The sequence below is a fragment of the Gracilibacillus sp. JCM 18860 genome (assembly GCF_055395245.1).
This window is the reverse complement of record NZ_AP043868.1, coordinates 2,596,754-2,619,345: the sequence shown is the minus strand read 5'-3', so window position 1 is coordinate 2,619,345 and position 22,592 is coordinate 2,596,754. Positions and strand designations below refer to the sequence as shown.

The 22,592-nt window shown below is 37.6% G+C and carries 27 protein-coding genes; 21 read left to right on the top strand and 6 right to left on the bottom strand.

Features of this window, described 5'->3' with window-relative positions; translation table 11 throughout:
* The first annotated feature begins 3 nt into the window (after positions 1-3).
* The 9 genes from ACZ5R4_RS13250 (at position 4) to ACZ5R4_RS13210 (ending at position 8,206) form a co-directional block, all read left to right on the top strand.
* Positions 4-1,239 (top strand): S1C family serine protease, encoded by a 1,236-nt coding sequence (locus ACZ5R4_RS13250; RefSeq protein WP_109983426.1) that lies wholly within the window; start codon positions 4-6, stop codon positions 1,237-1,239.
* Between the two features lie 1,170 nt (positions 1,240-2,409).
* Entirely contained in the window at positions 2,410-3,627 is a 1,218-nt protein-coding gene (locus ACZ5R4_RS13245) for an MFS transporter (protein ID WP_464367491.1), read from the top strand.
* A 101-nt stretch (positions 3,628-3,728) separates the two neighbouring features.
* Positions 3,729-4,685, top strand: a complete 957-nt coding sequence (manA, locus tag ACZ5R4_RS13240) for a mannose-6-phosphate isomerase, class I (RefSeq protein ID WP_109983424.1) — start codon at positions 3,729-3,731, stop codon at positions 4,683-4,685.
* Between the two features lie 181 nt (positions 4,686-4,866).
* A complete protein-coding gene (locus tag ACZ5R4_RS13235) occupies positions 4,867-5,175 on the top strand; it encodes a nuclease-related domain-containing protein (RefSeq protein WP_464367490.1) in 309 nt (102 codons plus the stop codon).
* 344 nt (positions 5,176-5,519) lie between these two features.
* Positions 5,520-5,708 (top strand): hypothetical protein, encoded by a 189-nt coding sequence (locus tag ACZ5R4_RS13230; RefSeq protein ID WP_054860818.1) that lies wholly within the window; start codon positions 5,520-5,522, stop codon positions 5,706-5,708.
* 40 nt (positions 5,709-5,748) lie between these two features.
* Positions 5,749-5,880 carry a hypothetical protein gene (locus tag ACZ5R4_RS13225; RefSeq protein WP_464367489.1) on the top strand — a complete coding sequence of 44 codons (132 nt, stop codon included), beginning with the start codon at positions 5,749-5,751 and terminating at the stop codon, positions 5,878-5,880.
* Positions 5,881-5,913: 33 nt separating this feature from the next.
* On the top strand, positions 5,914-6,462 hold the full coding sequence (locus tag ACZ5R4_RS13220) for a sigma-70 family RNA polymerase sigma factor (RefSeq protein WP_054860817.1): 549 nt from the start codon (positions 5,914-5,916) through the stop codon (positions 6,460-6,462).
* 3 nt (positions 6,463-6,465) lie between these two features.
* Positions 6,466-6,915, top strand: coding sequence for a PadR family transcriptional regulator (locus ACZ5R4_RS13215; protein WP_277679256.1), 450 nt, complete (start codon positions 6,466-6,468; stop codon positions 6,913-6,915).
* On the top strand, positions 6,896-8,206 hold the full coding sequence (locus ACZ5R4_RS13210; protein WP_464367488.1) for an FtsW/RodA/SpoVE family cell cycle protein: 1,311 nt from the start codon (positions 6,896-6,898) through the stop codon (positions 8,204-8,206). Before ACZ5R4_RS13215 ends, ACZ5R4_RS13210 begins: the two co-directional genes overlap by 20 nt.
* Before the next feature lie 23 nt (positions 8,207-8,229).
* Here ACZ5R4_RS13210 and ACZ5R4_RS13205 read toward each other — a convergent pair whose 3' ends face one another.
* Together ACZ5R4_RS13205 and ACZ5R4_RS13200 are read right to left on the bottom strand one after the other, a co-directional pair.
* On the bottom strand, positions 8,230-8,760 hold the full coding sequence (locus ACZ5R4_RS13205) for a DinB family protein (protein WP_464367487.1): 531 nt from the start codon (positions 8,758-8,760) through the stop codon (positions 8,230-8,232).
* Between the two features lie 20 nt (positions 8,761-8,780).
* On the bottom strand, positions 8,781-8,993 hold the full coding sequence (locus ACZ5R4_RS13200) for a hypothetical protein (protein WP_054860815.1): 213 nt from the start codon (positions 8,991-8,993) through the stop codon (positions 8,781-8,783).
* A gap of 275 nt (positions 8,994-9,268) precedes the next feature.
* Here ACZ5R4_RS13200 and ACZ5R4_RS13195 point away from each other — a divergent pair, with 275 nt between their 5' ends.
* Entirely contained in the window at positions 9,269-10,993 is a 1,725-nt protein-coding gene (locus ACZ5R4_RS13195; RefSeq protein WP_054860814.1) for a methyl-accepting chemotaxis protein, read from the top strand.
* Positions 10,994-11,029: 36 nt separating this feature from the next.
* Here ACZ5R4_RS13195 and ACZ5R4_RS13190 read toward each other — a convergent pair whose 3' ends face one another.
* Together ACZ5R4_RS13190 and ACZ5R4_RS13185 are read right to left on the bottom strand one after the other, a co-directional pair.
* Entirely contained in the window at positions 11,030-12,040 is a 1,011-nt protein-coding gene (locus ACZ5R4_RS13190; protein ID WP_464367486.1) for an HAAS signaling domain-containing protein, read from the bottom strand.
* The gene (locus ACZ5R4_RS13185; protein WP_109983415.1) at positions 12,040-12,378 is read right to left on the bottom strand and encodes a PadR family transcriptional regulator; all 339 of its coding nucleotides are present in this window, start codon (positions 12,376-12,378) and stop codon (positions 12,040-12,042) included. Before ACZ5R4_RS13185 ends, ACZ5R4_RS13190 begins: the two co-directional genes overlap by 1 nt.
* A 183-nt stretch (positions 12,379-12,561) precedes the next feature.
* Between ACZ5R4_RS13185 and ACZ5R4_RS13180 the strand changes: the two genes are divergently transcribed.
* Both ACZ5R4_RS13180 and ACZ5R4_RS13175 read left to right on the top strand, forming a co-directional pair.
* On the top strand, positions 12,562-13,113 hold the full coding sequence (locus ACZ5R4_RS13180) for a DUF1697 domain-containing protein (protein WP_054860811.1): 552 nt from the start codon (positions 12,562-12,564) through the stop codon (positions 13,111-13,113).
* A gap of 91 nt (positions 13,114-13,204) precedes the next feature.
* Positions 13,205-14,020 (top strand): ZIP family metal transporter, encoded by an 816-nt coding sequence (locus ACZ5R4_RS13175; protein ID WP_464367485.1) that lies wholly within the window; start codon positions 13,205-13,207, stop codon positions 14,018-14,020.
* Positions 14,021-14,069: 49 nt separating this feature from the next.
* On the opposite strand, the gene ACZ5R4_RS13170 is transcribed toward ACZ5R4_RS13175, so the two are convergent.
* Positions 14,070-15,530, bottom strand: coding sequence for an MDR family MFS transporter (locus ACZ5R4_RS13170; protein WP_109983412.1), 1,461 nt, complete (start codon positions 15,528-15,530; stop codon positions 14,070-14,072).
* A 427-nt stretch (positions 15,531-15,957) separates the two neighbouring features.
* Positions 15,958-16,434 carry an SRPBCC domain-containing protein gene (locus tag ACZ5R4_RS13165; RefSeq protein ID WP_054860810.1) on the bottom strand — a complete coding sequence of 159 codons (477 nt, stop codon included), beginning with the start codon at positions 16,432-16,434 and terminating at the stop codon, positions 15,958-15,960.
* Positions 16,435-16,646: 212 nt separating this feature from the next.
* On the opposite strand from ACZ5R4_RS13165, the gene ACZ5R4_RS13160 reads away from it, so the two are divergent.
* The 9 genes from ACZ5R4_RS13160 to ACZ5R4_RS13120 all read left to right on the top strand — a co-directional run bounded on the left by ACZ5R4_RS13160 (position 16,647) and on the right by ACZ5R4_RS13120 (position 22,553).
* A complete protein-coding gene (locus ACZ5R4_RS13160) occupies positions 16,647-16,946 on the top strand; it encodes a P-loop NTPase family protein (RefSeq protein ID WP_464367484.1) in 300 nt (99 codons plus the stop codon).
* A gap of 257 nt (positions 16,947-17,203) precedes the next feature.
* On the top strand, positions 17,204-17,674 hold the full coding sequence (locus ACZ5R4_RS13155; RefSeq protein WP_464367483.1) for an HIT family protein: 471 nt from the start codon (positions 17,204-17,206) through the stop codon (positions 17,672-17,674).
* A gap of 78 nt (positions 17,675-17,752) precedes the next feature.
* Complete coding sequence (locus tag ACZ5R4_RS13150) at positions 17,753-18,712, top strand: M23 family metallopeptidase (RefSeq protein WP_464367482.1); 960 nt, start codon at positions 17,753-17,755, stop codon at positions 18,710-18,712.
* Between the two features lie 152 nt (positions 18,713-18,864).
* The gene (locus tag ACZ5R4_RS13145) at positions 18,865-19,455 is read left to right on the top strand and encodes a lysophospholipid acyltransferase family protein (protein WP_277679264.1); all 591 of its coding nucleotides are present in this window, start codon (positions 18,865-18,867) and stop codon (positions 19,453-19,455) included.
* A gap of 26 nt (positions 19,456-19,481) precedes the next feature.
* Positions 19,482-20,039 carry a cysteine hydrolase family protein gene (locus tag ACZ5R4_RS13140; RefSeq protein ID WP_054860809.1) on the top strand — a complete coding sequence of 186 codons (558 nt, stop codon included), beginning with the start codon at positions 19,482-19,484 and terminating at the stop codon, positions 20,037-20,039.
* Positions 20,040-20,054: 15 nt separating this feature from the next.
* The gene (locus ACZ5R4_RS13135; RefSeq protein WP_464367481.1) at positions 20,055-20,519 is read left to right on the top strand and encodes a VanZ family protein; all 465 of its coding nucleotides are present in this window, start codon (positions 20,055-20,057) and stop codon (positions 20,517-20,519) included.
* Entirely contained in the window at positions 20,519-20,833 is a 315-nt protein-coding gene (locus tag ACZ5R4_RS13130; protein WP_054860808.1) for a hypothetical protein, read from the top strand. Before ACZ5R4_RS13135 ends, ACZ5R4_RS13130 begins: the two co-directional genes overlap by 1 nt.
* 125 nt (positions 20,834-20,958) lie before the next feature.
* Complete coding sequence (locus ACZ5R4_RS13125; RefSeq protein WP_464367480.1) at positions 20,959-21,057, top strand: putative holin-like toxin; 99 nt, start codon at positions 20,959-20,961, stop codon at positions 21,055-21,057.
* A gap of 443 nt (positions 21,058-21,500) precedes the next feature.
* On the top strand, positions 21,501-22,553 hold the full coding sequence (locus tag ACZ5R4_RS13120; protein ID WP_464367479.1) for a LacI family DNA-binding transcriptional regulator: 1,053 nt from the start codon (positions 21,501-21,503) through the stop codon (positions 22,551-22,553).
* Positions 22,554-22,592 lie beyond the last annotated feature (39 nt).

Genomic DNA, 22,592 nt, shown 5'->3' with positions numbered 1-22,592 from the left:
TAAATGGGTTATTATGATGGTCATGATATTTCGCGGAGAAAAAGTAGCAAGAGAAGTAGCTTTTGGATGCCATTTATCGTGGGATTAGTACTTGGAGCTTTTTTGTTTGCCTTAGTTTTACCAATGCTAGTAGAAAGAAATTGGTTACCGTATGAAATCGTGATAGGTGGAAAGCTAGATCAATCGAATGGTCAAACAGATGGAACGGTAGAACAAACGCCTCAGACATTGAAAAATGTGAAGGTAGATATCTCCACACGTGTAACTGAGATTGTCGCAGAGGTTTCTCCTGCTGTTGTTGGGGTGGTAAATATCCAACAACAAGCGAACTTTTGGGATCAGGATCAGTCAAATGGAGAACAAGGCACAGGCTCTGGTGTTATTTACAAGATTGATGGAGATACTGCCTATATTATTACCAATCATCACGTCATTCAAGGTGCTGATCAAGTAGAGATAATTTTGTCAGACGAACAGAAGGTAAATGCAACACTAGTCGGTAGTGACTTATTCACAGATTTAGCTGTGATCAAAATGGATGCAAGCAAGGTAGAAAAGACGATCCCTATTGGACAATCCCAGGATGTACATGTTGGAGAACCAGCAATTGCAATTGGCAATCCGTTAGGTCTTTACTTATCTGGTTCCGTCACCCAAGGGGTCATAAGTGGAAAACAGCGAGCGATTCCACAGGATTTTGACGGAGATGGAAGAGCAGATTGGCAGGCAGAGGTTATCCAAACAGATGCTGCCATCAATCCAGGTAATAGCGGTGGTGCCCTGATTAATTCCGAAGGACAGTTAATTGGTATTAACTCGATGAAGATAGCAGAATCGGCGGTAGAAGGCATCGGCTTTGCCTTACCGATCGATGATGTGTTGCCAATCGTCAAGGAACTCGAAGAAAATGGAAAAATTACGAGAGCCTTCTTAGGCGTAGAAGCCTATTCGCTAAATGATATTGCCCAAGTAGAGTGGGAGAGAAGTCTCAACCTACCAGAAGAGGTAACAGGTGGCTTATATATCCGCAGTGTAGAACCAATGTCACCAGCTGATAAAGGCGGATTAAAGCCTTATGATGTGATTACCGCAATGGATGGAGAGCCAATGGCAGATATCGTCGATTTGCGCAAGCATCTATATTCGGAAAAATCTGTAGGAGATACCGTTAAGATCACCTTTTACCGAGATGGAGAGAAACAAAATACAGAGGTAGAATTAACCACATTATCCTATTAACAATCAAATATATCCACAGTTATACAAGAATTATCCACAATTTGTGGATGAAACAAAAAGATATGTGTATATATCGTATAGGAATTTATGTTCTATACGATATATACCTTTTTTATTGTGAGTATGTGGATAAATCTGTGCATAACTTGTTAGAATTCTTATTAACATGTGGATAACTGCGTTTTGCTCGGTGAAATTGTGGAAAATTAGAGCTGAAAGCTGGTGTTACGACATAATTGTTGAGCTTTGCCAGTGCGTGTTGGGATTTTGGTAAGGATGTTGATTGAAATGTTTGACATGAAGAAGGTAAAGGTCGTTTTGTTAGATGGATGAATGAAAGAGTGGTGTTTATAGAAGTGGTAAAGTTTATTTTGCAAGGGGAATGAATGAAAGTGATGTTTATAAAAGTGATAAAGGTCGTTTTGCAAGAGGGATAGAAGGAAAGTGGTGTTTATAAAGAAGATAAAGGTCATTTTACAAGAGGAATAGAAGGAAAGTGGTGTTTATAAAGAAGATAAAGGCCGTTTTGCAAGAGGAATGGAAGGAAAGTGGTGTTTATAAAGAAGATAAAGGCCGTTTTACAAGAGGAATAGAAGGAAAGTGGTGTTTATAAAGAAGATAAAGGCCGTTTTGCAAGAGGAATGGAAGAAAAGTGGTGTTTATAAAGGAGATAAAGGTCATTTTGCTAGTGACGTGAATTTAAAGTGATGTTTATAACAGCAATAAAGTTTATTTTTACAGTGGGGTGGATTCAAAATGATTGTGAATATTAACGATTTCTCCATTTCTATTCCAAAATTCATGGAATTGTTGTAAACTATACTAAATCAAAAAGCGATGAAGAGAAGAGTATATGTGCTTAAGCATGTCAGAGAACTCCTTTTGCTGAGATGGAGGATGTAGAGGCACATGGAACCAAGCCTTGGAGCTGCATTTAGGATTATCTTGATGAGAAATGATGATGTGCCGGGTTCTCCCGTTATAGAGATAGAGTATATTCTACACAATTTTTAGCAGACGTACTCGAAAAGGTTATTGTGGCAACACAATAACAAACTGGGGTGGCACCGCGAACTTCTAAAATCAGAGAGTCTCGTCCTCAAGTCTAATAACTTGGGGGTGGGATTCTTTTTTTATCAATGCAAATAACGGATTTTAGGAGTGAAGCTGATGAAGTGGAAAAATCCTTTATTACTTCTGTTTGGAATTGGCGTATCCAATTTAGGTGCTTGGATTTATTTAATTGCGCTTAACCTGATTATTTTGGATAGGACAGGATCACCATTTGCCGTATCTGTTCTTTATATCCTTATACCGATCGCCACTTTGTGTACTAATTTTTGGTCGGGAAGCTTTATCGATAGGTTAAATAAAAGGAATTTAATGATTTTCTTAGATTTTATTAGAGCATTCTTGATATATTTACTTCCATATATGGATTCACTCGTTCTCATTTATTTATGGGTTTTTATAATCAATTTGGCGAGTTCAATTTTTGAGCCGACATCGACGGTTTATATGACGAAGCTTATACCTAAGACAGATCGCCAAAGATTTAATGCGCTTAGAAATTTCATTCATTCAACGGGCTTTATACTAGGACCTTCCATTGCAGGTGTTTTGTTTATTCTAGGATCTCCTTATCTTGCTATTCAGTTGAATTCTCTAGCATTAGGTATATCAGCTGTCATCATTTTTTTACTCCCCAAATTGGAATTAAGAGGGAAAACGGTTGAAAAAGTAAGCTTGAGAGTCATTAGAAATGATTGGAGAGAACTCGTTATTTTTAGCAAATCAAACAGACATACGACATTCGTTTATGTTCTCTTTAGTGGATTTATCGTATTTATGACCGTATTAGACTCTCTAGAAGCTGCATTTGCAACAAAAGTACTTTCTTTATCTGAGAGTGCTTATGGGTTTCTTGTAAGTGTTGCAGGAATAGGAGTTATAGTAGGCTCATTAACTAATGCTTTATTCACTAGTCGGCTAAAAATTAATATCCTTATTGGATTTGGAGCCATCTTCACACCAGTTGGAAATTTGATCTTTGCATTCTCCCAAAATTTTATTTGGGCATCTATAGGGTTTTTTACATTAACATTTGCTTTATCATTCGCAAATACGGGTTTCATAACTTTTTATCAAAATAATGTACCAACAGAAATTATGGGCAGACTTTCAAGTGCACTTAGCGTATTAGAGGCATTGCTCATCATTATATTTACAGGAATAGTTGGTATTTTTTCCGAATTACATGGAATTCGCTTCATCTATATCATAGGTTCCTTTGCTTTTATGGCCTTAGGACTTTTTATGAATTTGGTCGTTTTGGGTAAATCGAAAAAAGCTTTTTATCAAGAATATAGTGAAAGGGAGCATCGATAAAGCCAAATTCCAAGTTTTCATGCAGTAAGGGATACACTAATTTGCAATTGTTGGCATTAGATAGTATCTTTTTTATAGATGTGGAAAGGAGAATCGAAGAAATGTATCAAGAACCAATATTTTTACAGCCTGTATTTCAAGAACGAATTTGGGGTGGCCAAAAGCTAAACACAGAGTTTTCCTATACAATTCCTTATGAAAAAACAGGAGAGGCATGGGTGATATCTGCCCATCCAAACGGACCAAGTAAAATAACAAATGGTCCACTAAAAAATCAAACATTATTAGAAGCATGGAAAAATCATGGTGAATTATTTCGTAAACCAGCTGACAGTGAGGAAGAGTATCCTTTACTCATCAAAATATTGGATGCAAATGACAATCTTTCTGTTCAAGTACACCCAGATGATCAATATGCTCGTGAGGTGGCGAATGAAGCGTATGGTAAAACAGAATGCTGGTATGTGCTAAGTGCAGAACCAGATGCCGAGTTAATTATTGGCCATCATGCGCAAACGCGTGAGGAATTGGAAAAGCTGATTGATGAGGGTCAATGGGACAAGCTATTACGCAAGGTAAAGGTAAAAGCAGGAGATTTTGTCTATGTTCCAAGTGGTACGATTCATGCAATCGGAAAAGGAATTGTTATTTTAGAAACACAGCAAAGTTCTGATATTACTTATCGTGTGTATGATTATGACCGTACAGATGCACAAGGAAATACACGAGAACTACATCTAAAAGAAGCTAAGGATGTGACGACTGTTCCACATGAAACACCACGACTTAACCAGAGTGATGAAATAGACCAAGGCCTAACTAGCAAAAAATTGGTCGAAGAAAAATATTTTACCGTTTATCACTGGGGCTTAGATGGTAAGGTGGCCAAAACGATGGACCAAGATTTCCTCCAGGTAAGTGTCATCGAAGGAGAAGCGAAGCTAACCGTTCATCAACAACAATTTGATGTAAAAAAAGGAGATCATTTTATTATTCCGGCAACTATTTCTGCTTATCAGCTAGATGGTGCTGCTGAAATGATCGTTTCCCATACGTAAGATTATCCTCAAGGACTATGCTCCTTGAGGATTTTTATTATAATGCCTAGCTTGACTAACAGCTATCACTGTCCTAAACTGTCATGTAAATAATATAGAAAGGAAGTGGAACATGATCATAAAGGAGCGGAAAGAACCTGATGGGTTACGCGTATATTCATATTTGGATAGGCGGGCACCTTTGTCAGAAAAAGAAAAGCAATATTATAGAAGCATGCAAAAAGGCTTTGAGGGGGAAAAACATTTTGATTCCTTAATGAAACAGCTAACCTCTGAGCATTATATGTTGAATGATTTACTGTTAAAGCACCCAAATAATCATTTTCAAATCGATTCCCTCATGATTCAGGCAAACGAAATTTGCATCTATGAAATAAAAAATTACCAAGGTGATTTTTATTATGACAATAACCATACATTAATGTACCGCAGTCCCCAAACAGAAGTTAGTAATCCCCTTATTCCACTACAAAAAAGCGAGTCCTACTGAGACAATTTCTCCAAGCGCATCATTATCATATCCCCATTCATGGCTTCGTTGTTTTTGTCCACCCAGAATTCACCTTATATCAAGCCCCACTAGATAAGCCGCTTATTTTTCCTACTCAAATTAATCGGTACATTAAACGGATAAATCAAAACTCTGCTAAATTATCAAAACAACATGATCAAATCTCTGAACTTCTCCAATCCAAGCATATCAAAACATCCCCGATAACAAACATACCAAATTATGATTTTGCACAGTTCAACAAAGGAATCCCATGCATTACATGTGATTTACTTTCCCTTCGTGTCCAAGGATATAAATGTATATGTCAAAAATGTGGCACAATGGAATCTATAGAAAATGCTGTGATGCGCAGTGTAGCAGAATTCAGGCTGCTTTTTCCCTCAGAAAAGATTACAACGAAAACCATTCATGAATGGTGTGGAATGATACCATCTAAAAAAAGAATTCAAAGATTGCTAGCAAAACACTTTATCAAAGAAGGTAATAACAAGGGAGCTTATTTTAAATGAAGTGTGGGAAAGGTGATTTATTTTTTGTATATTGGACAGTGTGACAGAGATTTGCACTCAAGATGGTCGATATCAGGATATATTAGACAGTGTGACAGAGATTTGCACTCATGCTGTCCAATATCCGGACAATCTGGATCAAATAATCTTTTTCAAACCAAATGCTAGCTAGCATCGTCTAAAATAGAGAAAGGGGGTTAGCTAGATGAATGAGCTTGAGCAAATAACGATCATAGATGACGTGATGGAGGATAAAGAACAACTCATCACGCAATTAATGGATGAATATAGTGATGGGATCCTGTATCTCGTTTATACATATGTAAAAAACCGTACGATTGCGGAAGATTTAACACAGGAGATTTTTTTGAAATGCTATGAAAAATTGGATCAATTTCATCACCAAGCTTCACTTAAAACCTGGTTATATCGGATAGCTAGTAATCACTGTAAAGATTACCTTAGAAGCTGGCATTACCGAAAAGTCAGTCTCACGGAAAAAATTTGGGACTATATTCCTTCTAAATCAAAAGAGGTGGAGGAGGAAGTGATTGCTAAACATCAAGGAGATAATCTATCTCAGGCAGTTATGTCTTTGCCGATTAAATATCGAGAAATCGTGTTTCTCCATTTTTATGAAGAGCTTTCATTCAGAGAGATCAGCAAGGTTACTACTGTCAATATTAATACGATAAAAACAAGAATGAAGCGAGCAAAGGAAATACTAAAGGAAAAGATGAAAGAGGAGGTTTAACTGATGACTGGCCCACTATTTAATTTAAAGAAAGCAATGAAAAAAAACGTTTTTCAAGACTTTTCTTTTTCGGAAGAGCGGAAAAATGCGGTAAAAGAAACGATAAGACGAAAACATTCTCAGCAGCAGCTTCATGTATGGCAGGAAAAGACTATCATTGCCGTATTAGAATTGCTGCAACTTCAGTCCAAGCACGGTTATGATATTTCCACACAACTTTTTCAGAAGCAGGAATTTAGTTTTCAAGGAGAAGAAGGACAGTTGTATACACTATTACATCTTCTCGAAAGTAAGAAAATGATCACTTCTGAATGGATAAATGAAAGAAAATACTATACCCTAGCATCAAAAGGGAAAAAGTGCGTAACAGGCTATTACAAAGAGAGCTCGAAGTCCTTCTTAGAGCTAAAACAGTTGATGGAGGAATGTGCTTATGAGTTCAAGTCTTATTAAAGAATTTTTAAGTAAAGTGACCTCCAAAGTGAAAGTAAAGGAAGCTCATAATTTGATTGAGAAAGAGCTAGTGGATCACCTTCAAGAGTTGAGTCTATCCTATCAACAAAAGCAATTGTCTAAAGAGGATGCTGAGAAGAAGGCGATTCAAGAAATGGGAAATCCGTATACCTTAGGAGAGAGTTTAAATAAAGTTCATCAACCTAAAATGGATTGGTTCCTGATTGTTCTATTTTTAGCTATTGCAGCAATCGGTTTTGTCCCTTTAATCTATGGAGAACCGAGAATAATAAACGCTATTTCGTCTTTTGTGATAAAGCAATTAATAGGGTATCTTATATCCATAACGGTAATAATTGGAATTATCAAGCTTGATTATCGAAAACTAAAAAATGGGTGGACGTTTTTCTATGGAATTGGCTTGATGCTTCAGTTGTGCACGGTTTTGTTTGGGGTTACAGTTAACGGTTCTAAGAGCTGGCTTGCCATTTTTGGGGTAGGTGTTGATATGACACTTGTCACTTTATTTTTCTATTTTCTCGCTTGGGCAGGAATATTCAGCAAAATGCATGTATTTAATAGTTGGTTAAAACAAGGGGCTTTAGTTATATTATTTTGGCTTCCGATCTCCATCTATTTAATTTTTCCAAGTTATATGGTGATGTTACTTTATTTTCTTTGTCTAGCCGTAATGTTTGCATTTTCTAATGTTCATAGAAAACTTGCAATCAAATTAGTGGCAGTGAATCTAATAGCAAGTCTCTGTTTTATTAGTATCATGCTTGTGAGCTCTCAGGGATATTTTATGGATAGATTGTTGGGTTTTCTACATCCGAATAGTGATCCCTATGGAGAGGGATACATGTATCTTTTATTGAAGGATGCCTTTTTACAAGCTGGATGGTTTGGTCATGGATTGGAACAAGAATTAACCCTCCATACCATCGTGAACACACATACAGATTTTGCCTTCCCATATCTTGTCTCTACCCTTGGCTGGGCATTTGGTATAGCACTTTGTACGGTACTTTTAGCATTTATATCAAGACTCTCCATAAATGCCTTTAAAACAAAAGATCGATATGGAAGATTGCTAGTGATAGGAGGTGCAACGCTATTTACCGTACCAACCATTTACAATATCCTAATGGGAGTAGGAATAGTACCAATTATCGGTATATCGATCCCATTCATAAGTTATGGTGTAAGCATCATTGTGGTGTACACGGTGATCCTTGGACTTATTTTGAGTGTTTATCGTAGAAAGGATATGGTAGTGGAAACATGGTGAATGAAGAAAACCTGTATCTTGAGCTATAAGGTACAGGTTCTTCTGTTATACCACTTTCTGAGCTGATTTATATGAGCTTGATGATAGCGGTTGTGATCAGCCATATGCCAAAGCCCCCAGCGGATGGTTGCTTGTTTTTCGTTTTTATGACCAAAGAAGACGATTTTTTCTAGATCATGATCGGTCAATTCTGTACAAGTATCTTCTAGCATGTTAAAAACCGTTTCATATCTAGACATAAGCGTATGGATAGATTTCCCCTCAATCATCGGAAGCTTATTATTCGCATCGATCATTGGTCCGTATTCCTCTTTTAAGGATAGCGGAAGTGGTTGATCCTTTATCCGATAAACCCAATTTAAATCAACATATGTGAGGTGCTTGATTAACTGAGCCGTACTATTATCTTTGTTATTCGGTCCTTTATAATCTACTTCTTCTTGACTCATGCCTTCTGTAATAGATTGAAGGCGTTCGATATTTTCCTTCACTGCAGAAAATAATATTCCTACAATAGGAGACATGCTTGCTTCCCCTTTTAAATCATAGATCATCTCATTTCCCCTCCTAAAAATTACCGAAAATCATAGCTTTCATCCTGAACCTTTAGCTTTACTTGTTCTGTCTCTTTCGTTAAATTACTTAAAAGAATCGTATCGCCATCAAGCCAATCAATCTCGAAATCATTTCCGCTTGGACCAATCCAGAATACTTTTATAGAATAATCATTCAAAAAAGACTTAGATTCACTGACTACTTGTTTATCCGTTACATCGATGTTCTCCAAATGGAATGGTCCCCAATGAAAGACCGAATAAAAAAGATAATCACTAAGATTAAGATCTTAACAGAAAAAATTAGTAGTCGCTTATTTAGAGTTAACATATAATCAACTCCCCTATCTCTTCTTCTAAAATAATAATACCATATTTATACAAATAAAGAGATAAGCGTTAATACCTATTCATATTGTAAATTGTTTGTAAAGAAATGATGGTCTTTATTCCTATTACCCATGACCTTAGGTAAAATACTATTGTACAGGAAGAAGGGGGAAGGACAATGGGCTTCGAACAGTTATCCATGAGAGCAAGAATCTTTATTAGTTTCGGTCTATTTTTACTATTATTTGTTGGTTTTGGAGTATGGAATTATACCCAATTCCACACGATTGCGACGAATACAGAGGAAATAGATGAGAGACATTTCCCCGCAATGCTTACCTCCACAGACACCTTCAAAAAAATGTATCAAATACATAATCAATTGCAGGAAATATCCCAACCAGCGATGAGTGTGACAACAAAGAATTTACAGAAAGAAATAGAAGCAATGGTAGCAGATTTAAACAACAGCATTCAAAGTATGGAAGATTATGTAGGTAAGGTCAATCATCAAGAAATGACAAGCCTGTTTGAGGAATACAAAAAGGTTTTAGCACAATATCAAGAGGCAGGAAATCACGTTATGACAGCAGCCTTAGACAAAAACTGGGACGTATCACAGGATGAAATGTATAAAAGTATTGCCTTTTTTGATCAGGCTAGTAATCGTATAGAGGCAATGCAGGAATGGATGGAACAGCATATAGCAAAGCAAACAAATGCGACGGTAGCACAAAGTGAGAATGCGATGAAGTCCAGTGTGGTGGTGGGTATTATCGCAGTTGCTTTTGCTTGCTTATTAAGTATTTTAGTACAGCGTTATATTCGTAAGCCAACCCAGCTGATTTCTAACTATGTTGATCAAATAGCAGCAGGCGACTTATCCTTACCACCATTACGGACAAAAGTGCATGATGAGGTGGGAAGGCTTACTTCTGGTATTAATCAGATGAAAAATACGATTCAATCCATTTTTCTAGAGATTAAACACCATAATGAACAAACGACAGAATCAGCGAGTCAGCTAACCTCTCAAATGAATCGAGCCATAGAGGACATGGAGAATGTCTCTAATGCAATTCATGACATGGCCCATCAATCTCAAGAACAGCAAGAGGAAATATATCATTCTTCCAATTATCTAGAAACCGTGAAGCGGGAAGTTCATACCGTAAGTGAGTATGCGATGAATTTAAAGCTCTTAGGTCAGGATGCGAAGGAACGAACAGGTACTGGATTAGAAGATATGAAGAGTTTGGCAGAAAAAACAGATCTGATGGAGGAAAGTGTTTATTCATCTGCTTCGCAAATAGAAAAGCTTGATCATCAAATGGACCAAATCGATCAAGTGGTGCAAACGATCCAAATGATTGCTAGTCAAACGAATCTATTAGCATTAAATGCACAGGTAGAAGCGGCGCGGGCTGGAGAGTATGGCAAGGGTTTTGGTGTGGTAGCAGACGAGGTTAGACAGTTAGCAGATCAATCGAAATTAGCAACCGATCAAATTCATGCGATTATTGTAGAGATTACACAGCAAAAGGATGTCGTCATGGAAGAGATGAATGCAACAAAGCGCCATACGGAGGAAAACAGATCCAATATCGAGCGATCACAGGCACATTTTCATTTCATTGATGAAATGACAGGGAAGGTGGCAGAACAAAATGTTACTATTGTCGATCTTATGGAAACCGTTAATCATCGAGTAAGTGAGGTCATGCAATTTTTTACAAAAGTAACCTCCACTGCAAACCTTCAAGCAACGCATGCGCAAACCGTTGCAGCTATTTCAGAGGAAATGCATGCAGTAGTCGAAGAGGTGAATGATGGATTACGAATGGTTGCAAATTCGAGTAAAGCCTTGCATGAGCAAATCAGTCAATATCGGTTAACAGAATGATTCAGAGCAGGTATCTGCTCTGAATCTTCTTCATTTCTATCTGTCCTTTACCTTGATGTTTGCTTTTTTATAAACGTCATAAATAGCAATAACCGTATAGACTATCGAAATAGTAACTAATCCCCAAGTCATACTGGCTTCGATTTTGCTTGAGGTCGTATCAAATAATTCACCCGTTTTTTGTAGGAACTCGGTTGTAAAGAGATTCGATCGTGTGATTATCACAACGAAAACAACGGTGGTTGCCAATTCATATAGTGACTGCAAGGAGGCAAGTCTGTAGGTCCATTGTTTTTTCATATATTTATAGACAGTTAACGCTACTTCTCCGATGATTAATAATACTACCCATGGCCAAAAGGAAAGAAGTATGTCTTGGTCAAACGCTGGTGAAACAAGCCTGAGCCCATTATCGCCATTCTCATATACGCCAATTAATCGATCGGCATAAAAATAAATGGCTGCCCAAATAACTGTCCATATTAAACCAAAATGGAACTCATAATTTTTAATCCGCTTCTCTTTAGGTAGATATGTGACCATTTTTAAATCATCAGGCGTCCATGGCTTGAAGTTCATAGAAATAGGTGACCTATTGTTTTCCTTATCTGCCCTTTCCACAATGGCAAAGGTGACCGTTATCCAAAAAAATGTATGAATGGCAACAGTAAGCATATGCCAAATACCCTCCCCAATAATTTCTAGGATGGTCTCGAGAACCGCTCCACCTTCCACAGGATTCAATACCTTTACTGCTACTACTGTGATAAGGGAAAGAATAATGGAAATAGGCAATATCAGCTTTAGAAAGCTAGTATACACATCAAAATATTTTGGCCCAATTAAATGCATCGGCTTTTCACTATATTTACTTGCTAAAATAGCGGGATTCCCTAGTGATTGAAGGGCTTCTTTCACATCTTCCTCGTCATAATCCTCTGGTAACATATCATAGATCGTGGATTCAAGCTCTAAACCAATATCCTCTCGACTTTTCTCTGGCAAACGTCTTGTCACTTCTTGAATGTACAGGTTAATCGTCTTCATTATTCCTCTTCCCCTTCATTTAAGACATCATAAAGCTTCTTCGTACTAGTTATCCACTCGGCCTTTAATTGATGGAAAACTTCTACCCCATATTCGCTTAATTCATAATACTTCCGCGGTCTTGTATCTGTGGTATCCCAGCTACTGGTAACGAGCTTTTGCTTTTCTAGTCTTCTGAGCAAAGGGTACAAGGTATTTTGCTCGATCGTTACACCAAGCTCTTCTAGCAATTGCACGAGTGAATAGCCGTATTGGGGCGTTCTGAGCTGACTTAAAACCGCGAGTGTTAGGTTTCCTCTTCTCAATTCTGTCAATAAGGAACGAATTAATGGATCCATGTTTTTGCCTCTTTTCCATACTGTATGACACACATTATTTTTTATACTGTTTATCATACACTATTGTGTGATGACAAGTCAATAAGAAAAGTCACTAATTTTTAAGCAAAAAAAAATAGACAAATAGAAGAAATCTCGCTAATCTTAAATTATTTAATATATAAGATGGAAAGGAAGATGGTTATGATTTATGTCGCACTTCTTCGCGGAATTAATGTCGGTGGTAAAAACAAAATCGACATGAAGCTATTGAAACAAACATTTGAACGGGTTGGAATGAACGATGTGGTGACATATATTAATACAGGCAATATTATTTTTTCGTACAAGGAAATAGCAAAAGCCGATCTTTCACAGATCTTAGAAGAAGCTATTCAGCAGGATTTCGGGCTGGAGATTAAAGTAGTCATTCAAAGTTTTAATGAAGTCAAAAAAATCGTCGATGCGATTCCTAGCACATGGAAAAATGACAAAGAAATGAAAAGTGATGTCTTATTTTTATGGGAGGAAGTCGATGATGAAGCAGTGCTGGAGAAATTAATCATGAAGCCAGATGTAGATACCGTGAAATATGTCCCTGGTGCGATTTTATGGTCAGTTGCTAAGGAAAATGTTACCAGAAGCGGTATGGGAAGAATGATTGGAACCAAGTTATACAAACAAGTTACAGTAAGAAATGTCAACACTACTCGTAAGATATATGAAATCATGCAAGCCCAGATACAAGCCTCCTAATTGAATTACCTTCCTTTATCCTTTAGAATTTTACCTAAGGAAACTTTTTGGGAAGAATAAAAACACCTTACATGTCAGAAGGAGATAGAACATGCTTGATTTTTTCCTGGATCTTCACCCGGTTGTACAAGCGTTAATCGCCACATCATTTACATGGGGAATGACAGCACTTGGAGCTGCCCTCGTCTTTGCTACGAAAACATTAAATCAAAAGCTGTTGGATAGCATGTTAGGCTTCGCTGGTGGTGTGATGATCGCTGCGAGCTTTTGGTCTTTACTCTCTCCAGCGTTAGATATGGCTGAAGGCGATGGATTGCCTGCTTGGATACCGGCAGCAGTAGGTTTTTTACTTGGAGGATTATTTCTATGGGGAGTCGATAAGATTCTCCCACACCTTCATCCTAATTCCACGATTGAAGAAGCAGAGGGGATCCAACCAAGTAAAAAAAGACGAAGCACGCTATTAGTCCTTGCTATTACGCTACACAACATACCTGAAGGGCTTGCTGTTGGTGTCGCGTTTGGAGCCGTTGCTGCAGAGTTCCCCTCATCCTCGTTGGCAGGAGCGATCGCTTTAGGAATTGGTATAGGTATTCAAAATTTCCCAGAAGGAGTCGCAGTCTCCATGCCACTTCGACGAGATGGAATGTCGCGAATGAAAAGCTTTATGTACGGACAGTTCTCAGGGATGGTGGAGCCTATTTCTGCTGTTATAGGGGTATTAGCTGTTACCTTAATCGAACCACTTTTACCATATGCCCTAAGCTTTGCTGCAGGGGCGATGATTTTTGTTGTAGCAGAAGAAGTTATTCCAGGCTCACAGGAGGAAGGCAATAAGGATTTAGCATCGATGACCTTAATGATAGGTTTTACTGTCATGATGATATTAGATGTCGCGCTTGGGTGAGGTTAAATAAAAAAGTTCAATGATGGTCCGACCATCATTGAACTTTTTTCTACTGGTTTTCTAGTGGCTTCGCACGGTAAACAAAGAGCGCCAAAATGAATGAAACTAGTGCAATCCCGAAAGCGATAAAATAGACAAGCTCGACACCACTAACCAATGCTTGATTGATTGTCGTAGGATCATTTGGTGTAGTCGCATTATCTAAGATGGCATTTTGACGAGCACTCATTATGCTGACAAATACCGATACACCAATCGCTCCCGCAACAGGCTGTAAGGTTGTCATGATCGCTGTTCCGTGAGGATATAGCTTTTTAGGCAATTGATTTAATCCATTTGTTTCTGCAGGCATCATAATCGCAGATACCGATAGCATTAATAATAGATAACTGACAACGACTAGCCAAACTGGTGTCTCCATATCTAATCTGCTCATGATAAACATGGTGCTACTTAACACGATGGTCGCAGGAATCATCATCACCTTTGGACCAAACTTATCAAACAAGGAGCCCATCACGGGTGACATAAGACCACTTAATATACTCCCAGGTAATAAAACTAACCCAGCCGTAGATGGGGATAATGCCAAAGGTCCTTGCATAAATAGTGGTAAAATAATTTCCGAAGCAAACATTGCCATGATAATAATTAAGAACATAATGACAGCATGTGTATACATCGGATATTTAAAGACCTTTAAGTCCATGATTGGTTCATCTAGCTTGAACTGTCTTATCGCAAAGATGATTATTGCGACAATTCCCACAATTATAGGAATATAGGCATTCGGTGTAAGAAATCCTAATTCCCCGTGACCTGCTGAACTAAACCCATACACAATCCCACCAAAACCAATGGTAGAGAAAATTAAGGATACCATATCTACCTTAGGCTTCGTCACTTCTGACACATTGACTAAATATCTGTAGGCAAAGAAAAAGGAAAACACAGCAAAAGGAATCACTGTAATGAATAAATACCGCCATCCTAAATGCTCCACGATAACACCTGAAAGGGTTGGCCCGATAGCTGGTGCAAACATAAAGACAAGTCCAACAAGCCCCATCACCTTTCCTCGACGTTCAGGTGGAAATACTAATAAAAACACATTAAAGATGATCGGAATTAATAGTCCTGTTCCAATCGCTTGAATTAATCGTCCAACAAGTAAAATCGAGAAGCTAGGTGCAATCGCACAAATACTCGTACCGATTGTAAAGATTGTCATCGTTCCTAAAAACAATTGCCTCGTAGAGAACCATTGTAATAGGACAGCAGAGACTGGTGTAACAATCCCCATCACGAGCATAAACCCTGTAGCCATCCATTGTACGGTTGTATACGTAATACTAAACTGATCCATTAATGTCGTCAGGGCAATATTTAACAATGTTTCATTTAATATCGCAAAGAATGCTCCAATAATGAGAGAAATCATGATCGGCATCACTTTCACATTTGGATCATCTGCTAAAAACTCATATTTTTTAGATTGATTTTCTGTCATAACTAAACTCCTTTTTAAAGAAAATAAAAAACAAGCTATGGCTCATAGCTTGCGTCCGTAACGAATCTGCGCCATATCTGTAACGAATATGATGCACTATCCCCAATTGTTCGTAAAAAACAAAAAGAGGAAGATCTAGCTCTCCCTCTTCTATGTGGTATATAGTTTTTATGAAAACAGGCAGACCGATCCCGAATACCCCGCAAGCTAGCGGAGCCTTTACATTATTCAGTTAATAATGCAACATAAATTTCGGAATCTAATAAGATCATTTTCATAAAAACCTCCGTTCCCTAATATAAGGAATATAATAACATAATTTAGCTTTTATAGTAAAGAAAAATTTTTATTATATTTTCAAAGTGATGAATGTAGGACGAGGTTAGAATTTTATTAAATGACAAAGTAGAACAATGCTGCTAGCTTGTCATTCGGTAAAGATAGCAAGATTCTCCAGTGTGGATCTTAAACCTATGTCGTGATCCTCCTTTCTTATCCCTTCCGGTACGTTCTCACAAATGATAGTAACCTTTGTGCCTTCAGAAATATCTTCAAAAAGCCATTTCTGAATCATTTCACCAGAGAATGCAGGGTCATCAGAATTAAATTCTACGGATTGCACAATTCGCTTATTTGGAACCAGTTCCAGAAACTTCCCTTGGGCTACATCTGTGTTTTCCGTAGTCTTACCAGGTGCCGATGGATCCATTTCATATGTAAGGGTCAATTGATAGGTTCCACCTTCGCGTGGGTTAAACGTATCAATATGCCCTGACATTCCTTTTGGTGGAAGCCATGAAATTAATGCTTCTGGATTCACGAATGCCTGAAAGATCGTTTGCGGTGATGCTTTAATCACTCTTGAGGCAGAATCTGTTCTCCTAATACTTGAATCATTTGCCATGATAATATCCTCCCTGTTGACGTTCTTTTCTTTAAAGCTTATCATATAGGATTGCTAGAAATTTCTTTTCGATTGCTTTCATAAGCACTAATATTTAGACTAACAGTTATAAAGATTCAAAGTATAATATTTCTAACAAATATACTCTCCAAATTTCAAACCTGTTATACTTATGATCATCAACAAGAATAATAGAAAAAGAAGGTGTCCAGATGAATCGAATCATGGTTATTGGAATTTCCCCAGGTGTAGGGAAGTCAACCTTTGCACGAAGGTTAGGAAATATACTGAATCTAAAAGTCTATCATCTAGACGCTTACTATTGGAAACCAAATTGGATCGAAGCCCCATATGAAGAATTTGCTAATGCCCAAAAGGAAATAGTGAAGAAAAGCCAATGGATTATCGAAGGAAATTATAATAAGACCTTTGATATACGCGCCGAGCATGCTGACACGATTATCTATTTAGAACTTCCTCTACGCGTTTGCCTGTATCGAGTCGTCAAGTGATGGCTAACGAACATCGGAAAAAACCGACCAGATATGGGAGATGGTTGTACAGAGAAATTGGATTGGCCATTCATCAAGTATATCTGCACCACGTACTATCCTCGTAAGAAAAAAATGCATCAACGATTTCAAGATTTCCAAAGAATTGCTCCTGAAAAAGAAATAATTATCCTGAATACGAAAAAAGACATGAAACAATATTTGGAAGAAATAAACTAACAAATAAATGATGAAATTCACAAACATAGGAGGTTCTCATGAATAGTGAAGAATGGAAAAACGATAGAATAGCAGCAGCACATAAAGGAGAAAACCCAATGGTTATCGCCAAAATGAGAAGTGGTTTTGCAGTGATGGGTGACACACAATTTCTGCCTGGCTATTGTCTGCTTCTACCTTGGAAAGCCTACGGTTCCTTAGAGGAGCTAGATTTTCAAAAAAGAAGTGAATATTTGCTAGATATGAGTTTAATTGGAGAGGCTATTACTGTGGTATGTAATCCGAGAAGAATCAATTATTCGATCTATGGTAATACAGATGCTTATTTACACTCCCATATCTTTCCACGTTATAATTGGGAGCCTGAAGAAAGGATTCCTTATCCCGTATGGCAATACCCCAGCAATAAATGGGTTGATGGAGAATATCAATACATAGAAGAAAAGCATGGAGGACTTAAACTGAAGCTAAGTCATAAAATTAATGAATTAATGGAAAAAGCATATTAGTCACGGCAATTTGTTAGAGATGAAACCTTCCCCCTTCCAAAACGTAAACCATATAAAGAAAAAGAAGGGAGCATTCTCATGAAACGTTTAGGAAAAATATCTCTAGCATTATTAGCAGTTATAGTTATCGTTGCCTGCTCCAATAAGAAAGGCTCTAATGGAGAAAACGATAGCCCTTCCCAATCTTTTCCACCAGAAGACCTACCCGAAAAGTTTCTAGCAGGTGAATTTGAAGCGATTTACCATCAAACGAGTAAGGCATTTCAAGAATCGGTGTCATTGAAAGAGTTCAAAAAGCTCGGTAAAGATTTTACTAAAGGAGTCAATAACTTTGAGTCTGTTTCTACCATGCCCGTTCAAGCCTTTACAGAATATCAATGGATAAGTGATGCAGGAGACAAGGGGATTCGCAGTTATTTTGCCGAGGATTACACGATCGAAGGTTTGCAGGTATTACCGATTCATTCCTATGAGAGTGATGAGGTGTATACGAAAAATACGTATCAGATGCCAATGGCCGGTGAGTGGTTTACCTTCTGGGGTGGTACGAATGAGCTTGTCAACTATCATTATGCAGTGGAAAGCCAAAGATATGCCTATGATTTAGTGATAGTGGAGAATGATTCTACTTTTGAAGGGGATCCAACAAAAAATGAAAGCTACTATGCTTTTGGAGAAGACGTCCTTGCCCCTTATGATGGAATAGTAGTATCTGCAGAAAATGAGATAGAGGACAACACCCCAACCGTTGATACCAATGAAAAAGAACCACTTGGGAATCATGTCATCTTGAAGCATGAGCATCAGGAATATAGTGTGATCGCCCATTTTCAGAAAGGATCCTTGAAGGTAAAAGAAGGGGATCAGGTTAAAGCAGGCGACTTGTTAGGTTCTGTTGGCAATTCAGGTAATTCTAGTGAGCCACATATTCATTTTCATGTAGCGGACGGAGAAAATTGGCAGGAAGCAACTTCTATCCGAATCAAGTTAAAGGATGGGATAGAGCCTGTTCGTGGAGAAAAAGTGACAGGGTTTTGATGGCATGTTATACGAGAAGACGATCCATCGGTAACAATGGGTCGTTTTTTTTCCTTTTTCAAAAGGGCTCAAAATCTGCGATATTATGTTATTATAGATGAAATAAAATGAAGAGCATCTAGTATTCTTTCGTTCTAGCAGGAGGAATGGAAATGTTGTACACAATAGGCAGATTTATCATGAAATTATTTATTAATATATTGGGTGGAGGGATACGGGTTATTAATCGAGATAGAATACCGGAGGATCTCGATAGTTATGTAGTGGTTTGTACACATCGAACGTGGATGGATGTGATTGCATTAGGGGTCGCAATGAAGCCCACTCCTCTACACTATATGGCGAAAAAGGAGCTTTTCGGTACGAAGCTTACTCATTGGCTTTTCCAATCACTACATGCCTTTCCAGTAGATCGAGCAAACCCTGGACCGAGCTCACTAAAAATTCCCCAAAGGTTATTAAAGGAAGGAAAAGTTGTGGGGATTTTTCCAGGTGGCACTAGGTCTAGTGAAAACAGTGGGTTGAAACGAGGGGCGTATGTGATTGCAAAACGAGCAGGAGTCCCCATTGTTCCAGCCGTTTATCAAGGGCCGATCACATTAAAAAACCTATTCAAAAGGCAAAAAATTTATGTCAATTTTGGAGAACCAATTGATTTAGGTGAATATAGCTCAAAAGACAGTGAAAGAGTTTTGCAGAATATTCAGGAAGCGTTTTTTGCATTAGATAAAGAATTAGATTAGTAAGGTATAAGAAAGGAGAGGAAGATTTGAATCAATTACTGCTAATTATCGACGCACAGCAGGAATTAATGGATGGGAATGAGACAGAAAGTGGGGTATTTCATAAAAGTCAACTAATTAAAGCAATCAACCTAGTTATCGAAAAAGCGAGGAAAGCTGATGTTCCAATTGTTTTTGTAAGGGATTTAGACGTGGCGGAAGGAAAAGGAGATGGCTTCGAGATTCATAAAGAAATAAAGGTACCAGATCATGCGGAATTATTTGATAAAGAAGCTACTAATTCCTTTCACGGAACAGGATTGTTGGAGCATTTAAGATCCCAAGAAACCAAACACATTGTCATCATGGGCTGTGAAACACAACATTGTATCGATAGCGCAGTTCGGACGGCAACGATTAGTGGCTTAGATGTCACCTTAGTCGCGGATGGCCATTCGACAAGAGATACGGAAACCTTAACTGCCGAACAAATTATTCGTCACCATAATGAAACATTGCATGGTCATTATAATGTCGAACACTTTTCCGTTGTCCGCAATTCAAGGGAAGATCTATTTCAGCCGACACATGACAACTATAGATAATCCAAGGAGATAAAAATGAAAACAGCAATAAAAGTAGTGATCGGTCTCAGTTTTTTACTATATGCATTTGTAATGATCATGCTATTATTTTTTGACTATAGGGGGACGATGGGAAATGGTCTTTCCTTTTTCGAATATGTTAAGAGTTCCTCTAATTTTGTCCCATTTGACACTATTAGGACCTATTTGCAGGTAATGCTGAATGGAAGTATGAATCGAGATATCCCGATAAAAAATCTTGCTGGGAATATTATTCTTTTTATTCCAATTGGTATTTATCTACCATTTTTTATGGGGAGGGCGAGAAAATTAGGTGCAGCATTACTTTTTATGATGTTGATCTTGCTCCTGATTGAATCTATCCAACTAGTTACAAGAAGAGGCGTCTTTGATATAGATGATTTTATTTTAAATATGTCTGGTGCTCTCATTGGATTCGCTATTTGGAGAATAAAGATTGTGCAAAAGTGGCTTACATAATGAACCGACGATATGAAAGAGAGAATATCGGATACTTTTTGTTGTTTTGGGAAGCCTTGTTGCTATCCGCATTTTTGGGATTTCGTTATGACTCTTGGACGGTTTTCGGTTTAATCCTAATTGGTATGTTGTTTCTTTCATGGATACGCCCTTTAGCTTATATTGTTAGTATAGCTTTTTCTACAGGGTGGTCTATTATAGGTGTTGTCATTGGAATGGGATTTTTACAATCATCCTTATTTGCTGTGATATTTGCTACTATTGCTATTCTAATTACTATAAGACTACATTTTGAAGTATATCGAATCGCTTAACAAATAGTATAAAAAGCTTTTCGAAAATATCTATTAAACGCTTATGGATGTTATAATAGAGATAAGTGCATAGGGCTTTTATGGGTGGTGGCTCATTCCCTTTTAAAGAGAAAGGGGGTGAGTGTATGACGGTATTCGAAACCATTTTCTTGATGATTTCTTTCGCATCACTAATTGTAGCTATACTGTCATTTCATCAAAAAAATAATCACCCTATCGCCTAGCAAACGTTTAGGGTGATTATTTTTCATCTAACAATGTGAGCTGCCCCTTAAAGGGCTATTGCACTAAACAACCGTCTGGTGTACCACCACCAGATGGTTTTATTATTATATAACCTTCTATTTATATTATACCCGATTTTCAGAATCTAAACAATAACTGCTATGATCTTTAATGACAGAATGGGAAGAAGAGATCCAGAATAGTGAGGAGGAGAGGTTAAAACGATCCTGCGAAAGTCTTACCTATATCAACTTACACAATGCATATCATATTGGACAAATCGTACATATTCGTAAGGATGGGCAGTTTTGGGATAAGGGGCAAGGCGTAGATTATACTATATGATTTTTAGCGTTGGACAAAAATTGAAAAACTTGACAATCGAATAAGAAACATTGAATAATGAGTACGGTTACATCAACAAGAAAAAGGAGGTGGCAACGTGCGTGTAACAGCAAAAATGATTGCTGAAGAGCTAGGTTTATCGATTGCTACGGTAGACCGTGTGCTCAATAATCGAAAAGGGGTAAGTATTAAAACAGTAGAAAAAGTAAAATCGAAAGCACAGGAATTGGGCTATAAGCCGAATAGAGCAGCGAAGTTTTTAGCTACACAAAAAGTAACGAATATTGCCTTTATTTTACCTGTATTTCCGAATTATTTCTGGGATCTTCTAGATCATGAAATTAAAGAAGGGGCAGCCCTTTATTCAGAGTTTGGCTTAAGGGTAGAAGTGCTCCGCGTACATACTGTCCCAGAGAATCAACAAGTAGAATATGTCCAAAAGATTGTTAATATAGGAGAGTATGACGCTATAGTCATCGCTGCTCATGACTCGAAACCTTTAGAAACTATTATTGAACAAGCGATGAAGAAGAATATCGCTGTTTTCACTATTAACACAGACGTTCCAAATAGCAAAAGAATTGCCTATGTAGGTAGTGATTATTATGATGCCGGTTTTTTGGCAGGGGAATTAATTCACCTGTTTGAAAAACAATCACAAGAAATTATTATCATAAGGGAACAAGAAGACACCTTCCAGATGGTGAATAAGGAAAAAGGCTTTAAGGATTATTTCTGCAAAACAAATAAGGATGTCCAAATAAGGGAGATCAAATACGATACCATTGCCTATATAAAAGAAGGGATGGTCGAGCAGCTCATAAAAGACCATAGTGAACTCCTACAAAAGGCAGATGCCGTCTATATTGCTGGAGGTCTATTGGATAAAGTCACCCATTATATTGAAAAATGGGGTAACCGACCGATTTTAATTGGTCATGATATGAACGAATCGATTTATCATGCATTCGAGCAAGATTTGATCACGGCTTCTATTTGTCAGGATCCAGTAGCACAATCTGCTTTTACGTTAAAAAAATTGACGCAATATTTTCTAGATGAAGACAATAACTCGATTGAATCCTATATTGTCAAGCCTGAAATCGTCACAAAAGCGAATGCGAAGTATTATATGAATAGAGCAAAATAAATACTTCTTACAAAAAAAATGAGGTACGTATCTCAAAAA

Coding starts and splice junctions, on each gene's coding strand:
- ACZ5R4_RS13245 (WP_464367491.1), top strand. CDS start 2,410: ATGAAGTGGAAAAATCCTTTATTACTTCTGTTTGGAATTGGCGTATCC.
- ACZ5R4_RS13165 (WP_054860810.1), bottom strand. CDS start 16,434: ATGGCAAATGATTCAAGTATTAGGAGAACAGATTCTGCCTCAAGAGTG.
- ACZ5R4_RS13220 (WP_054860817.1), top strand. CDS start 5,914: ATGAATGAGCTTGAGCAAATAACGATCATAGATGACGTGATGGAGGAT.
- manA (WP_109983424.1), top strand. CDS start 3,729: ATGTATCAAGAACCAATATTTTTACAGCCTGTATTTCAAGAACGAATT.
- ACZ5R4_RS13135 (WP_464367481.1), top strand. CDS start 20,055: ATGAAAACAGCAATAAAAGTAGTGATCGGTCTCAGTTTTTTACTATAT.
- ACZ5R4_RS13205 (WP_464367487.1), bottom strand. CDS start 8,760: ATGATCTATGATTTAAAAGGGGAAGCAAGCATGTCTCCTATTGTAGGA.
- ACZ5R4_RS13230 (WP_054860818.1), top strand. CDS start 5,520: ATGGAATCTATAGAAAATGCTGTGATGCGCAGTGTAGCAGAATTCAGG.
- ACZ5R4_RS13130 (WP_054860808.1), top strand. CDS start 20,519: ATGAACCGACGATATGAAAGAGAGAATATCGGATACTTTTTGTTGTTT.
- ACZ5R4_RS13175 (WP_464367485.1), top strand. CDS start 13,205: ATGCTTGATTTTTTCCTGGATCTTCACCCGGTTGTACAAGCGTTAATC.
- ACZ5R4_RS13160 (WP_464367484.1), top strand. CDS start 16,647: ATGAATCGAATCATGGTTATTGGAATTTCCCCAGGTGTAGGGAAGTCA.
- ACZ5R4_RS13180 (WP_054860811.1), top strand. CDS start 12,562: ATGATTTATGTCGCACTTCTTCGCGGAATTAATGTCGGTGGTAAAAAC.
- ACZ5R4_RS13185 (WP_109983415.1), bottom strand. CDS start 12,378: ATGGATCCATTAATTCGTTCCTTATTGACAGAATTGAGAAGAGGAAAC.
- ACZ5R4_RS13155 (WP_464367483.1), top strand. CDS start 17,204: ATGAATAGTGAAGAATGGAAAAACGATAGAATAGCAGCAGCACATAAA.
- ACZ5R4_RS13250 (WP_109983426.1), top strand. CDS start 4: ATGGGTTATTATGATGGTCATGATATTTCGCGGAGAAAAAGTAGCAAG.
- ACZ5R4_RS13170 (WP_109983412.1), bottom strand. CDS start 15,530: ATGACAGAAAATCAATCTAAAAAATATGAGTTTTTAGCAGATGATCCA.
- ACZ5R4_RS13125 (WP_464367480.1), top strand. CDS start 20,959: ATGACGGTATTCGAAACCATTTTCTTGATGATTTCTTTCGCATCACTA.
- ACZ5R4_RS13215 (WP_277679256.1), top strand. CDS start 6,466: ATGACTGGCCCACTATTTAATTTAAAGAAAGCAATGAAAAAAAACGTT.
- ACZ5R4_RS13190 (WP_464367486.1), bottom strand. CDS start 12,040: ATGAAGACGATTAACCTGTACATTCAAGAAGTGACAAGACGTTTGCCA.
- ACZ5R4_RS13210 (WP_464367488.1), top strand. CDS start 6,896: ATGAGTTCAAGTCTTATTAAAGAATTTTTAAGTAAAGTGACCTCCAAA.
- ACZ5R4_RS13145 (WP_277679264.1), top strand. CDS start 18,865: ATGTTGTACACAATAGGCAGATTTATCATGAAATTATTTATTAATATA.
- ACZ5R4_RS13195 (WP_054860814.1), top strand. CDS start 9,269: ATGGGCTTCGAACAGTTATCCATGAGAGCAAGAATCTTTATTAGTTTC.
- ACZ5R4_RS13150 (WP_464367482.1), top strand. CDS start 17,753: ATGAAACGTTTAGGAAAAATATCTCTAGCATTATTAGCAGTTATAGTT.